This is a genomic window from Mesorhizobium sp. WSM3862 (genome assembly GCF_002294985.1).
Classification (GTDB): domain Bacteria; phylum Pseudomonadota; class Alphaproteobacteria; order Rhizobiales; family Rhizobiaceae; genus Mesorhizobium.
Genome location: NZ_NSGE01000001.1, coordinates 584,148 through 597,270 on the forward strand (window position 1 = coordinate 584,148; position 13,123 = coordinate 597,270).

The following is a 13,123-nucleotide window of genomic DNA, read 5'->3' on the forward strand; positions in this document are numbered from 1 at the left end:
CCTACGTATGCCTTATGATCACGAGTGTGATGTCGTCGTGGATCTTCTGGATTCCGATATGGGCCATCAAATCCTCGATGATCCCGGTCTTGATGTCCTCGGCGCTCCTGCCATGGCGCTTTTGCACGCTCTTGCAGAGGCGATCGAACCCGAACAGTCTTCTGTCTTCATCTTCCGCCTCGGTCACACCGTCGGTGTGCAACACGATTACGTCGCCGCTCCCGAACACGATGTCTCGCGTGTCAACGAACTGCGAGATGTCGTTCTCCAGGCCAACGGGCAGACCCAGATCAAGCGTGTCGATACGTTCGACGTCCCCATCCGCACGCACGACCAGAATGTCCTCGTGCTGGCCGGATAGCGTTACCCGCCCATCCTCAAAGTCGAGAAAGGCCAGCGAGAGATGCTTGTCGGTGTTCGTCCGCTCGATGTTCTTGTAGATGGCTCTGTTCAGACGAACCAGAAACTGGTGCGGATCGCCTTCGTTGGCCTCCTGCAGCGCGCGTGCAACGGATTGGACCATCAGCATCAGCACGCCGCTCTCGAGACCATGACCGGTCACGTCGCCGATGCCTATCTTGACCCGTGATCCGTTCTGCAGGACATCGTAGTAGTCCCCGCCGACCTCGTCGGCCGGCCGCATGTAGGCCGCGATCTCCAGCCCCGGAATCGCTTCGAGTTCGAACGGTTTCGGCAGGACCATCATCTGGATTTGCCTGGCGACCGCGAGTTCGGCGCCGAGACGGACGTTCTCGTCCCGCAGCTTTTCGTTGAGCGCGGAAATCTCCTGATTTGCGTCGCCGAGTTCCCTGGTTCGTTCGTCGACCAGTTGCTCGAGGTTTTCCGTGTGAAAGCTGATCTGCTCGGCCATACGGTTGAAGGCGACTCCGACCGCTCCAACCTCGTCGCGCGTTGGAACGCGAACGCGGACCGAATAATCTTTGGACTGTAGCCTCTGGGCGGCGCTGGCAAGCGCCCTGAGGCCGGCCGTGATCCGCTTGGAGATCCCGAGCACTGCCGCAAAGACAATCAGAAGCGAAACGACGATGGCGGCGACCTGAAAGAGCAGGATACGATTGGTCGCGCGGGAAATACTCTTTTGCGCGGCGACCAGGGACGCATAGATTTCGCGTTCTGGAACGACGATTCCGACCGACATCGTTTCAGACTTGATCGGTCCCGAGCTCCACAGATTGGTCGGCTTCAATCTTTTGAGGACAACTATGTAGGGTACGTGTTCGCCCTTGTTGTCGAGCATGATATGCTGAATGACACCGTCATTGTTCTGGTCGAGCGGCAGCGACGCGATGGCCGGCTGCGTGCTTCCCCGCAGCGACCTCTCCAGCCCGGTGACGCCCTGCGTGCCCGCATCGTTGGACGAAGTCAGGCCTATGATCGCCTCGCCCGATGGATTGATCGCCACTACATTGCCGGTCGACATGGTGAGGAAGCCGAACCCGGTTTCGGCGATCTTGACGCGCTCGACGACTTCCGCGAGCTGATCGAGAGTGATGTCTGCACCCGCTACACCGGCGATACCGGTACGGTCCCGCGTCCACAGCGGGTGGAAGAAACTGACGATCAGCTTTCCCGTGATCGCATCGGTGTAGGGCGCCGTCTGAGTGATGTCGTCGGGGACTGGACGCGAGGCTGGATCCCTCGCCCATTGCTGCCATGACCCGTAGATCCCCGGAAAGAAGAACTCCCAGAACTCCGCCTTGTTGTGGCCTGGATAGAGTCGATCGAAGGTCTGCGCCTGGTCCGTATACGGTACCGTCCTGAAGATCGGCCGTTCCTTCGGACCAATATAGTACATCTGCAGTTTTGGCGATCCGCTGGCCATAAGGGTCGGCGCGACGAGATCCAGAACGGTACTGTCTTCGATTTCCTGCTCAACGCTCGGCAGCGGCGTGTGGTCGGCGCCCAGCAGGTAGCCCCAGACGCTAATCACGGAAGGCGCGCCCGGCAGGTTCTGCGCCCAATCGCCCTTCGCGTCATAGACGACCTTCACCGAGCCGGGTGCTTCATGCGAAAGGGTTGCTCCGACCTGTCGCTGCCGGCTCGGATCGTCGGTCTGGGCCTGCAGGACGCCGGCCAGCGCTTTCACGTCCCCATGAACTCGATCGAGCAGGAGGTCGACGCTTAACGCTGTCGAGTCGGCATAGGAGCGAATGTATTCCTGGTTTGCGGTGGTCAGGCCCTCACCGACTTCCGACGTGGCGTCGCGCGACAGCTTTTGAACGTTCCAGAGCGCCAGGCCACCGCTCAGCAGGAGGTCGAACAGCACGGCGCCGCCGACGACCAATACGAATTTCGCCCGGAAGGAGCGCAGGCCGAAGCGCGGTGTAGGCTGATCGTCGGCTTTCATTGCGGCCTTCGCCCCGATGCGACCCAGATCGGCCAACCCGCATAACCCTTGGGGTGTAGCGCAGCGAATATGTGATCCTGGAAGCCCTGCCGGAACCGTGCAACGAACTCCGCCCCGTCGCCGCGTTTGGTTGCCATCTCGCCGGCATACACATCGGCCCAGGCTACAATGACATCGGCGAAGTCCTGCACATCTCCGTCCAAGTTGGTGACCGTGAAGGTCTCGACACGTATGTCGTCGAATCCGGCTTCGATCAGATATCGGCGACTCTTGGGCCCGAGCTCAACGTCCATTTCGAAATGCGCGAACAGCTTCGCCACTTCATTGTATGTCCAACGGATGCTTTCGGCGCGCGGCTCGCCGAGGCAATGCGAATTCTTCTCGTTGGTGATGTAGACCCGCCCGCCTGGCTTGCATATGCGGTAGAGTTCCTTGAGGATGAGTTCCGGTCGATTGAAGATTTGAAGCGAATGTCGGCAGGTGACCAAGTCGAACTGCTCCTCGTCGAGCAGCATTTCCGAGGCATCGCCATAAGTATATTCGATGCCCCGGATATCGAACTCCCGCATCACGCGTCTGGCGTAGTCCAGGCTTGATATGGAGTGGTCGAGGGCGACAATCCGCGACGGCTGGAACTCTTTCTGCACGAGCACGGCGAAATCACCGATCCCGCAACAGATGTCGGCCATAACGATCCCGGGTCTCATGCCATGTCGCGGCAGGATTGCACGCTCGTGGCGCCAGGTCATCTTTGTCTGCGTGCGCAGGATTGGAACGAACCCGCCTTCCTCGAGGAAGCCCTGCCCTGGATAGAATTCGCTGTCATACTCCTCGACCGTGATGTTCGGTTCGATTCCGCTCAGCCGACCGAATTTTCGCGAGGTCCATCCGACGACGCTCGACGTGATGACAACAAATTTGAGATCGGGTCGAGCGCGACAAGCATCGATGATGATCCTCGAAAAGGCGTAAAATGCAGCGTTGTTCATCTGCGCCAAGCGCCTGACATTGACGTAGAGAACGCCGCGTACTCGGCCGATCGCATCGCGAAGCAATGCCAGGCTAGGCCCAAGCTCATCGATCGCCTGAGGCCGGACCACCCCAGATATTGAGAACTCCTGGTTGTTCGCATCGTACTGCGCCTTGAAGCGCGCGTGCAGGTTGTAAGGGCTCAATGTTGCAGGCCCTCAAGCGGAAGATCCACGACGAGCGTGATCGCATCGCCGTCGGCTTCCTCGACCCTGAGTGCCGCGTTGTAGTCGACAGCCAGTTCCAGGAGTACCACCTCCCGGCTGGGCGCCAGATCCCCAGACACAGAATTGAGATATCGCTCCTTGGCCTCAAATCCCACGACTTGCAAAACGGCTTCTTCGTAGAATTGGCGCTCCTCCGGCATGCAGGGAAATGTCAGCTCGATCCTGTCCGTCGCGCCATAGCGAGACACCCTGCATGCCAGTTCGCCGTCGGCGTGGCGGGTACGAAAGGCGACTTCCAGCAATTCGTTGAACGCAGAGGAAAAGAGATTCGAATGCCGCACCGAGTCTGATCTGTTTTGACTGATCATCCGGGCGATGTACGTCGAGACATAATCGCAGTGTTTCCAAGCGGAGACAAAAGTCTTGATTTCCATGTCGATCTGGATCATCGGCTCAAAAGTCGGTTCGCCAACCGGGTCATGAACAGATCCCATCCGCATCCTCTCCTATTCCATCCGTATTTGAGCCCAGGTGACGCGATGAACTCCGGGACGGAAGTTTGACCGCCTCGTGATGAGCCAGTCCCGCATTGCGCGGCATCTAGCTCGATCGTGTTTACAGCCCTCCGATTTACAAACGGTGCAAGTGGCTAGCGCGCCCGATTTGATTCCTCCATCGCTTCCAGCCCCTTCGGCGGCGACCGCCTGATGAAATCGCCGGTTGCCTCGGATCCGAGCGGCCGTCCCATGAAATTGCCTTGCAGGTAATCGCAATTTTCCTTGATCAGCCACCGTGCCTGCGCCGACGTCTCGACCCCCTCGGCGGTGACGCTAATTCCCAGGCCGTGCGCCAGACTTATGATCGATCGCACAATCGTTTGACTCTTCAGATCCGTCTCCAGGTCCGCGATAAAGTATTGATCTATCTTCAAGGTATCGAACGGAAAATTCTTAAGGTAGCTCAAGGATGAATAGTATGTTCCAAAATCGTCGAGCGAGATTCGTATTCCCAGGACGTTCAACGTATTCAATGTATCTATATTGTCGATAGTCTTCTCAAGAAGAACCGTTTCGGTTATCTCGAGTTCAAGCCTTTCAGCTCGGATTCCAACTGCGTCGATGATCTGAGCGACCGTGTCCGTCAGCGAACCGCTCAGGAACTGAGCCGGCGACAGGTTGACTGCGACTGTCAGCGCGGAAGGCCACGCCAATGCCTGGCGACAAGCTTGCTCGAGCACCCATCGTCCAATTTCGTCCATCAGACCGTCCGCTTCGGCGATCGGAATGAACACGCCGGGCGGAATGATTCCTATCTCGGGGTGCCGCCACCGCAGCAGCGCTTCGAAACCAATCACCGACGAAGGAGGCCTGATGAGCGGCTGATAGTCCAGGTAAAGCTCGCCCCGCTCCAGCGCGGTTCGAAGGCTGCGCCTCAGATTTTCGCGTTGCTCGAGCAACAACAGCATCGAGCGATTGAACGTTCGAGCGCAGCCGCGACCATCCGTCTTGGCTGCGTAAAGAGCAATATCTGCGGCTTTCATCAGCTGCTCGCCATCGGTCCCGTGCTCCGGCCCGAAAGCGATTCCGATACTTGAACCGACGAAGACGGGAATGCCGTTGATGACGAAAGGGTCCTTGAACGCGTTGACCAGCGATGTGGCGAGGCGCTCGGCTTCCGCGGGCTGCTCCTTGCCCAATTGGATGACGGCGAACTCGTCGCCGGCATACCGGTACGCAGAGTCGCCGTCCTCCAGCGCGTCGCGGATTCGACCTGCCGCGAGTTGCAGAAGCGTGTCGCCTGCCCCATGGCCGAGCGTGTCGTTGACCGCTTTGAAATCGTCAAGATCGATTTGCAGCAGGGCGGCTTTTGGCTGAGATCCGCCGATGGCCGCCAGCGCTTGCTGCAGCCGCTCACCGAATCGCCGTCGATTCTGCAGTCCGGTCAGCACGTCGTGCGTCGCCTGATGGAGCAGAATCATATGCTCCTGCTCCTGCGCCGCGCTGCGCTCCCCCTGCTCCCGGGATTCAATGATTCCCACGCCATCTGCAGTGCCGAAGACGAAAACGGAGCGGGGCGCTTCGCCCGATGAGCGCGGCAGGTCAATGCTTGCCGCAGAGCCGCCCTGGAACACCCGAAGAAATTCGTCGCGGCACCTCGTATCGAGGAAGCTTGGATAGATCTCCCAAATGGCGGCGCCTGGCACCACCGCACCTCCGTACAGGCGTTTAAGCCTGGCGGCGTAGTGAGTTAGGCGGAAGTCGCTATCATAGAACGATAGAAGTTCGGTCGTATTCGCCAACAGGTTAGCGAGAAGCGCTTCGCCGGCACGTGAATCATCGCTTGAGGAAGACTCCTCATTCTGCGTGCCGACGCCTGATGCCTCTGAACGCAAAAGCCACCTCCGTAGGCGGTGAAAATTAGCGTCCCCCAGTTTAGAAATAGCATAAGTAACAAGCTTGGCAAACTTTCAACTCGCTATTTCAACAAGCGCGGCATGCGCTGTAATTGCAATGGCTGCTCCGCTGTGATTGGCGGCAGGTTATTCCACGATGGAGGTTCATTCATTGTTAATAAATCGCGGATCGACAGATAATCGGCGTCGCGCCAGGCCTGATTCGAAATATTGCGACCCACAGGACAGAGCGGAGTTCGCGGCCTGGGATCGATCACAGACCTAGTGTTTCGAAATCGGCTTTCTCAAAAATCTGGTTTTCAGCCACGTTTTCGACGGTCCGCTCTGGTAGGGGCTATCGGCGCGTTTCGAGATGACGCCGTCGAGCTCGGTTTTCTCGGTGGCGCGAAAGATCGCGAGCGCGTCGCCCTCAAAATGCTCGCTGTATTGGATCTTGCCGAGGCCAGGCTCAACCAGTCGCCACAGCGCTTGCTTGCGTTGCAGCAGGGGTAAGGGGATAAGATTGCGACCGTCGAGATGGAGGATGTCGAAAGCGACGAACACCAGCCGGCTCGGCTCGTTCCAGATCGCAGCTTCCAGATCAGGAGAACCGGGCGAGCCCCGCTCGCCTGAGACAATCACCTCGCCGTCGAGAATGGCAGCCCGGCATGGCAGGTCGACAGCTAGCGCGATGGGCCAGTATTTAGTCGTCCAGTCGCGTCCGTTCTTGTTGTAAAGACGCGCGCCGTTCTTATCAATGATGATTTGCGTGCGGTAGCCGTCGAATTTGGCCTCGTGGACCCACCCTTCATCTTCGGGCGGCCGCTCGACAAGAGTTGGTATCTGCGGCGGAATGAACTCCAGCCGTTCGTCGTCGACCTTGTCACGCTGACTCAACTACGCCACCATCTTTGCCGGATAGCGGTGGCGCGAGCGGCACAGGCGATCTGGTATCCATTTGGACACCTGCCGCCTGTGCCTTGCCCCCACTAAGCCATTCTGCGACGGAATGAACACCGGCCAGCCGCCCCCCGGCCATTGGCACGCTTACTCAACTACGCCACACCTTCGACGGATAGCGGTAGCGCGAGCGGCACAGGCGATCCGATTTCCCCAACTTGGACATCTGCCGCCTGTGCCGAGCCCCCACTAAGCCATCGAGCCCCCACTAAGCTATTTTGCGGCGGCATGAACACCAACCGGCCGCCTCGGCCTTGGCACGCTAACTCACTTACGCCTTTGACGGTTTGCGGCGGCGCGGTCGGCACAGGCGGTGCGATATTCCCCCCAACTTGGAAACCTGCCGCCTGTGCCGAGCCCCCCGCTAAGTCACAGCGAACATCTACGAATAAGGCCGCGCTGTCGTTAGCTGCGCATCCAGATACTTATCCGGGCGTACATATCTCGATCGGCACGGCATCTCTCGCCAGGGATTTTGCCCAATGGGGTACCGCCAGCCAAGGATCGCTTGCCCGGCAAGGATTGTCGCCGGATCCAGTATCACTCCGGGCATACTGATGAAACGTCCGCCGCGGATGCTATGATCAGCTTCCAAGCGCCTTGAGCCATCCTTCAAACGAGGAGGTCTTCTCGTGCTCGCCAAGCGAAACAGAGTGGGCGGGGCGCGGCAACACCGTCGTCCTGCGCCCTTCGCGGGGGCTGTAACCGAACTCCTTGCTGAACGCCCGGCTGAAATTTGCCGCTGAACTGAACCCGAAGGCCTCCGCAATTTGAACGATGCGCCGGCTGTCCGCCGGATCGCTGAGCGCAACATGGGCCGCTAGAAGTCGGCGACTTTGAATGTAATGGAGCACCCCACCGCTCGGTTCGAACAGCTGGTAGAGACGAGATCGCGAAACACCGAGCGCCCGGCACATTGAATCCGGCGTCAGATGAGCCGCTTCCAGGTTGTTCTGGACGTATCGACGGGCCCGCTCCATCAGCGCGACACTCGCCAGTTGTTCGGCCGCAGCCGCATGTTCGGCCGGCGGCGCTAGGCACGCAATGATCATGCTGCGGGTTGCGTGTACGATGCGAGGCAGGTCGTCAGCGGTGAGGCTGCGCAGTCTTGTTACGATGCCGTCGACATAGTCGATCAAAAGGTTTGCAAAATTGCCGGAAAGAATTGAATTGTTGTTTGCGTCGAGGGTTGCCGCCGCGTCGGCGAACAAATCACGCGGCAAATATAGAACGAGACTTTCGGATTCGGTCATCCTCCCGCGAAACGGGTAACCTAGCGACCTGATCTCAAGTTTGCCCGGCTGGCCCTCCGCGACACGGCGATTGACCTCCGTCCACGACCGGCCGGTATGTGGCAAGACGACATACCAATGATCGATCGAGCTGGACCGAAGCTTTGCGGCGGAACGGATATAACTGTGCGCCGGCGTCCGCTGTTCGACGATCAGCATGCCGCCGAGATTCCAAGCCTTGTGCGCTGCGGGGAAGCCGTCGTCCAGCGATTTGTCATCCGGCAGCCTGACCTCGACAAGCGGTGCCACATGCGCTTGCCAAGCGGGGAATTGATCCTCTGCTGCCAGTTCGAGTGTTGAAAAGGACAGCGGTTCCAGTGCCGGCGCGATTGGCCGAGCCGCCTCGTTGTCGGGTTGAACGTCGCGAGGCCAACGCCGTCGCTCACGCTCCGGTACAGGCCCGGTATGCGCCTCGTCTTGCTCCTTAGCGTCCATCGCGCGTGGTGCCATATCCGATTCCGGTATGCCCATGCCCCCGCAATCATGTGGTGTATCCCGGGATCTGGCAAGCCTGTGGACCGCATCGTCGATCACGCTGGGTTACAATAAGAAATGCATCCCGAGATAAGTTTCTGGATACGAGGCTAACGACACACTTCAGACCGGCGCCTATAGATTCCGACATCGTGAAAGCGACGTTGAGGAGACCAGGTAATGAATGAAAAAGTCAAAGGAGAAGCTCGCCGCAAGATAATTCTTGATGGATATGTCAACAACGAGCCATTGAAAGACATTGCGGCAAAGCTCGGATGCTCACTGGCGAGTTTGAAAGTCAGCGCCAGCAAACTTGGCTGCACTCGCGCCCCGAAAGAGGCGGCTGACTTTCGACGCGGCTTTCGTATACCCGACAACAAACGGCAAGACTATTACCAGCTCATGCGAGTCGGCCAATATAGATCTCGGGACTGCGCACAGATTTTGGGATTATTGACAACACAATCGCCGAGCATGGAGTAACGTTACTAGAAGCTGGGGACAACATCTTTTCAAGCCTCGGTGACAAGGCCCCGCCGCAAAGTACGGGCGGCGGGCGCTGAAAGGTTCGCTCAAATGCTGCGTCGGCGTTTCAATCGCACCTGCCTTAGCCCTCTCGATCTGGCCGTTTGCGAACGCGTGTTCAATCAGGTCTGCGCAGATGAACAGCTCGATCCTTTGGACCCGGACGCCGAAATTCTAGCGGTATTGGTTGTGGCCATCTTTCGAAATGCTCACACCAACGAACGCGAACTGCTGGAGGCGGTCAAATCTCGCCGGCAAAAGGCCAGGGCAGCCGTCCGCACGCCTAAAATGAACTAGTTGATCTACCCGCCAGCGGCATCAAGCCGGCCATTCAGCCCTCTGCACATCGTCCGTAAGGGCAATGCTTCGACGAAGGGCCCGCTGCGCCAAGGCCCCCCGCCCCAAAAGGTCCGGGCGCGCAGCAACGTTTTGCACATCAGCTAGTCGGCTCTGGAATTTCAACCGGAAATCGAGCATGATGCGGCTTGGTATTGGCGTTGGATGCTTCGCGCTCCCATGAAATACCGGAGGACGGGACATGGCCATCGCGCTTGTACTCGTTTTGATCGTCGTGGGCTCGGTGTTGTTCCACTTCCTGAGCCCATGGTGGTGGACGCCGATTGCCTCGAACTGGGACTATATCGACCACACCATCATCATCAGCTTCTGGATCACCGGCGTCGTTTTTGCCGCCGTTGTGCTCTTCATGGCGTATTGCGTGTTCCGCTTTCGCCATCGCGAAGGCAATCGCGCGGTATACGAACCGGAGAACAAGCGTCTCGAATGGTGGCTGACGATCGTCACTGCGATCGGCGTCACCGCCTTGCTCGTTCCCGGCCTGTTCGTCTGGAGCCGCTTCGTCAACGTGCCGAGCGATGCGACCGAAATCGAGGTCGTTGCTCAGCAATGGCAGTGGAGCTATCGCCTGCCGGGCAAGGACGGCAAGCTCGGCACTTCGGACACCCGTGAAGTAGCCGCTGAGAACCCGCTAGGCATCGCCCCAAAGGATCCCAACGGCCAGGACGACGTCGTGGTCGAGGCGGCGGACCTGCACTTGCCGGTCGGCAAACCGGTCAAGATGCTGCTGCGTTCGATCGACGTGCTGCATGATTTCTACATCCCGGAATTCCGCGCCAAGATGGACATGATCCCGGGATCGGTCACCTATTTCTGGTTCACTCCAACAAGGACCGGAACCTTCCAGGTCCTGTGCGCCGAGCTCTGCGGCCAGGGACATCCGCTGATGCATGGCATGGTGATGGTCGACACCGAGCAGGATTACCTGACCTGGCTCGGGCAGCAGCAGACTTTTGCGCAACTGTCGGCGCCTCAGCAAACGGGCTCGGCGAACCCGCTGCCAGGAAAGACAATGGCGTCCGCTTTGGACGTCGGGGCAAAAGTCGAAACTGTCGAGGCCCGCTGAACAGGGAGGTGCTCCCATGGTCGACGTCACACCCGCAGATGCCGTTCCCCCCGCCGAAGTCGGGGAAATGGAACTGTACCATCCGCACAGTTGGTGGACGAAATACGTCTTCTCGCAGGACGCCAAGGTCATAGCGATCCAGTATTCGGCAACGGCAACGGCGATCGGCTTTGTAGCGCTGTTCCTGTCCTGGCTGATGCGCCTGCAGCTCGGCTTCCCCGGCACGTTCGATTTCATTACTCCGGAGGCCTACTACCAGTTCATCACCATGCACGGCATGATCATGGTGATCTACCTGCTCACCGCACTCTTCCTCGGCGGCTTCGGCAACTATCTCATCCCGCTGATGGTTGGCGCCCGCGACATGGTCTTCCCCTATGTCAACATGCTGAGCTACTGGGTCTACCTGTTGGCGGTGCTCGTTCTCGTCGCAAGCTTCTTTGCGCCCGGCGGACCGACCGGCGCCGGCTGGACGCTCTACCCGCCGCAGGCGATCATGACCGGCACGCCCGGTGGCCAGGACTGGGGCATCATCCTGATGCTCTCTTCGCTCATCCTGTTCATCATCGGCTTCACCATGGGTGGCTTGAACTATGTTGTGACGGTGCTGCAGGGCCGCACGCGGGGTATGACCTTGATGCGCCTGCCGCTCACCGTATGGGGCATCTTCACCGCCACCGTCATGGCTCTGCTCGCCTTCCCGGCGCTGTTCGTTGCTTGTGTGATGATGCTGCTCGACCGCGCGCTCGGCACCTCCTTCTTCATGCCGGCGATCGTCGAGATGGGCCAACAGTTGCAGCACAGTGGCGGCAGCCCGATCCTGTTTCAGCATCTGTTCTGGTTCTTCGGCCATCCGGAAGTCTACATCGTGGCCCTGCCGGCCTTCGGCATCGTGTCCGACCTCATCAGCACGCACGCGCGCAAGAACATCTTCGGCTACCGAATGATGGTCTGGGCGATCATCGCCATCGGCGCGCTGAGCTTCGTGGTCTGGGCGCACCACATGTATGTCAGCGGCATGCACCCCTATTTCGGCTTCTTCTTCGCCACGACGACGTTGATCATAGCCGTTCCGACCGCCATCAAGGTCTATAACTGGGTGCTGACCCTGTGGCGCGGCGACATCCATCTCTCGATACCAATGCTTTTCGCGCTCGCCTTCATCGTCACCTTCGTCAATGGCGGTTTGACGGGGCTGTTCCTCGGCAATGTCGTCGTCGACGTTCCCCTGTCGGACACGATGTTCGTCGTTGCCCATTTCCACATGGTGATGGGTGTCGCCCCGATCCTGGTGATCTTCGGCGCGATCTATCACTGGTATCCGAAGGTCACCGGACGGATGCTGGACGAGGCGCTCGGCCAGTTTCACTTCTGGGTCACCTTCCTCGGCGCCTACCTGATCTTCTTCCCCATGCACTATATCGGCCTGATTGGTGTACCGCGCCGCTACGCCGAACTGACAGACATGACGATCATGACGGAGTCGGCCCATCATCTGAATTCGTTCATCAGCATCATGGCCTTCTTGGTCGGCTTCGCCCAGATGGTGTTCCTGTTCAACCTGATCTGGAGCATTCGTCACGGCCGTGACGCCGGCGGCAATCCGTGGCGGGCAACGACGCTCGAGTGGCAGACGCCGCAGACGCCGCCGGCGCACGGCAATTTCGGCAAGGAACTGCCGATCGTCTATCGTTGGGCCTATGACTATAGCGTGCCGGGCGCGAAGGAGGATTTCATCCCGCAGAACGTGCCGGGCTCCTTCATCCCATCGAGGGAGCCGGCATGAGCGTCATCCTGGTCTTCCTGCTGGTGATCGCCGGCTTTGCCGGATGGTGGCTTTCGCACCAGCGGCTGACCGCGAAGCCGTGGCTCGAGCAAGGCTTGGCCGGGGATTTCGTCGGCCTCGAGCGATCGGCCCTGCCCACCGCCAAGATCGGCCTCGGTGTCTTCCTCGCGGTCGTCGGCTGTCTGTTTTCGCTGTTCACCAGCGCCTATTTCATGCGCATGGGTCTGCCGGACTGGCGGCCTCTGCCGCTGCCGCGCCTGCTCTGGCTGAACACCGGCGTGCTGGTGCTGAGCAGCGTCGCGCTGCAATGCGCCGTGATCGCGGCGCGCAGAGGCCAGACGGACATGGTCAGGCTCGGTCTTGCGACGGCCGGGCTGACCGCCCTCGCCTTCCTGATCGGCCAACTGATCGCGTGGCGGCAGCTGACCGATGACGGCTACCTGCTGGACTCCAACCCGGCCAACAGCTTCTTCTATCTGATCACCGCCATGCACGGCCTGCACATACTAGGCGGGCTGGTCGGCCTTGGCAGGACGAGCATCGGCGCCCGGACGGGCGCCCGGCCGCAACGGCTTCGCCTCGGGATCGAGCTCTGCGCGATGTACTGGCATTTCCTGCTTTTCGTCTGGCTCGGCATCTTCGCCGTTCTGGCCGGCTGGGCGGCGACATTCGTGAGCATTTGCCAACGGCTGCTGACCTAGGAGACT

11 protein-coding genes are annotated in these 13,123 nt (G+C 59.5%); 5 read left to right on the forward strand and 6 right to left on the reverse strand.

All coding sequences use genetic code 11. The features are described from left to right. Nucleotide 1: 1 nt before the first annotated feature. From CK224_RS02955 to CK224_RS02980, 6 genes are all read right to left on the reverse strand, one after another. On the reverse strand, nucleotides 2-2,368 hold the full coding sequence (locus tag CK224_RS02955) for a SpoIIE family protein phosphatase (RefSeq protein ID WP_095779297.1): 2,367 nt from the start codon (nucleotides 2,366-2,368) through the stop codon (nucleotides 2-4). After that, nucleotides 2,365-3,543 (reverse strand): class I SAM-dependent methyltransferase, encoded by a 1,179-nt coding sequence (locus tag CK224_RS02960; protein ID WP_095780721.1) that lies wholly within the window; start codon nucleotides 3,541-3,543, stop codon nucleotides 2,365-2,367. The genes CK224_RS02955 and CK224_RS02960 overlap by 4 nt, the downstream gene beginning before the upstream one ends. Further along, the gene (locus CK224_RS02965) at nucleotides 3,540-4,058 is read right to left on the reverse strand and encodes a ubiquinone biosynthesis methyltransferase UbiE (protein ID WP_176477835.1); all 519 of its coding nucleotides are present in this window, start codon (nucleotides 4,056-4,058) and stop codon (nucleotides 3,540-3,542) included. Before CK224_RS02965 ends, CK224_RS02960 begins: the two co-directional genes overlap by 4 nt. 155 nt (nucleotides 4,059-4,213) lie before the next feature. Beyond that, nucleotides 4,214-5,863, reverse strand: a complete 1,650-nt coding sequence (locus CK224_RS02970) for an EAL domain-containing protein (protein ID WP_095780906.1) — start codon at nucleotides 5,861-5,863, stop codon at nucleotides 4,214-4,216. A gap of 375 nt (nucleotides 5,864-6,238) precedes the next feature. Beyond that, nucleotides 6,239-6,853, reverse strand: coding sequence for a DNA ligase (locus tag CK224_RS02975; protein WP_067000069.1), 615 nt, complete (start codon nucleotides 6,851-6,853; stop codon nucleotides 6,239-6,241). Between the two features lie 647 nt (nucleotides 6,854-7,500). Then, the gene (locus tag CK224_RS02980; protein WP_245299691.1) at nucleotides 7,501-8,658 is read right to left on the reverse strand and encodes an AraC family transcriptional regulator; all 1,158 of its coding nucleotides are present in this window, start codon (nucleotides 8,656-8,658) and stop codon (nucleotides 7,501-7,503) included. A gap of 204 nt (nucleotides 8,659-8,862) precedes the next feature. Here CK224_RS02980 and CK224_RS30555 point away from each other — a divergent pair, with 204 nt between their 5' ends. The 5 genes from CK224_RS30555 to CK224_RS03000 all read left to right on the forward strand — a co-directional run bounded on the left by CK224_RS30555 (nucleotide 8,863) and on the right by CK224_RS03000 (nucleotide 13,117). Then, entirely contained in the window at nucleotides 8,863-9,165 is a 303-nt protein-coding gene (locus tag CK224_RS30555) for a hypothetical protein (protein ID WP_127214219.1), read from the forward strand. A 93-nt stretch (nucleotides 9,166-9,258) separates the two neighbouring features. Beyond that, nucleotides 9,259-9,504, forward strand: a complete 246-nt coding sequence (locus CK224_RS02985; protein WP_095780722.1) for a hypothetical protein — start codon at nucleotides 9,259-9,261, stop codon at nucleotides 9,502-9,504. 241 nt (nucleotides 9,505-9,745) lie between these two features. Then, the gene (locus CK224_RS02990; RefSeq protein ID WP_067000063.1) at nucleotides 9,746-10,630 is read left to right on the forward strand and encodes a cytochrome c oxidase subunit II; all 885 of its coding nucleotides are present in this window, start codon (nucleotides 9,746-9,748) and stop codon (nucleotides 10,628-10,630) included. A gap of 16 nt (nucleotides 10,631-10,646) precedes the next feature. Next, the gene (locus CK224_RS02995) at nucleotides 10,647-12,416 is read left to right on the forward strand and encodes a cbb3-type cytochrome c oxidase subunit I (protein ID WP_095779206.1); all 1,770 of its coding nucleotides are present in this window, start codon (nucleotides 10,647-10,649) and stop codon (nucleotides 12,414-12,416) included. After that, nucleotides 12,413-13,117 carry a cytochrome c oxidase subunit 3 gene (locus tag CK224_RS03000; RefSeq protein ID WP_095780723.1) on the forward strand — a complete coding sequence of 235 codons (705 nt, stop codon included), beginning with the start codon at nucleotides 12,413-12,415 and terminating at the stop codon, nucleotides 13,115-13,117. Before CK224_RS02995 ends, CK224_RS03000 begins: the two co-directional genes overlap by 4 nt. Nucleotides 13,118-13,123 lie beyond the last annotated feature (6 nt).

Coding starts and splice junctions, on each gene's coding strand:
- CK224_RS02955 (WP_095779297.1), bottom strand. CDS start 2,368: ATGAAAGCCGACGATCAGCCTACACCGCGCTTCGGCCTGCGCTCCTTC.
- CK224_RS02965 (WP_176477835.1), bottom strand. CDS start 4,058: ATGGGATCTGTTCATGACCCGGTTGGCGAACCGACTTTTGAGCCGATG.
- CK224_RS02980 (WP_245299691.1), bottom strand. CDS start 8,658: ATGGCACCACGCGCGATGGACGCTAAGGAGCAAGACGAGGCGCATACC.
- CK224_RS30555 (WP_127214219.1), top strand. CDS start 8,863: ATGAATGAAAAAGTCAAAGGAGAAGCTCGCCGCAAGATAATTCTTGAT.
- CK224_RS02985 (WP_095780722.1), top strand. CDS start 9,259: ATGCTGCGTCGGCGTTTCAATCGCACCTGCCTTAGCCCTCTCGATCTG.
- CK224_RS02990 (WP_067000063.1), top strand. CDS start 9,746: ATGGCCATCGCGCTTGTACTCGTTTTGATCGTCGTGGGCTCGGTGTTG.
- CK224_RS02995 (WP_095779206.1), top strand. CDS start 10,647: ATGGTCGACGTCACACCCGCAGATGCCGTTCCCCCCGCCGAAGTCGGG.
- CK224_RS03000 (WP_095780723.1), top strand. CDS start 12,413: ATGAGCGTCATCCTGGTCTTCCTGCTGGTGATCGCCGGCTTTGCCGGA.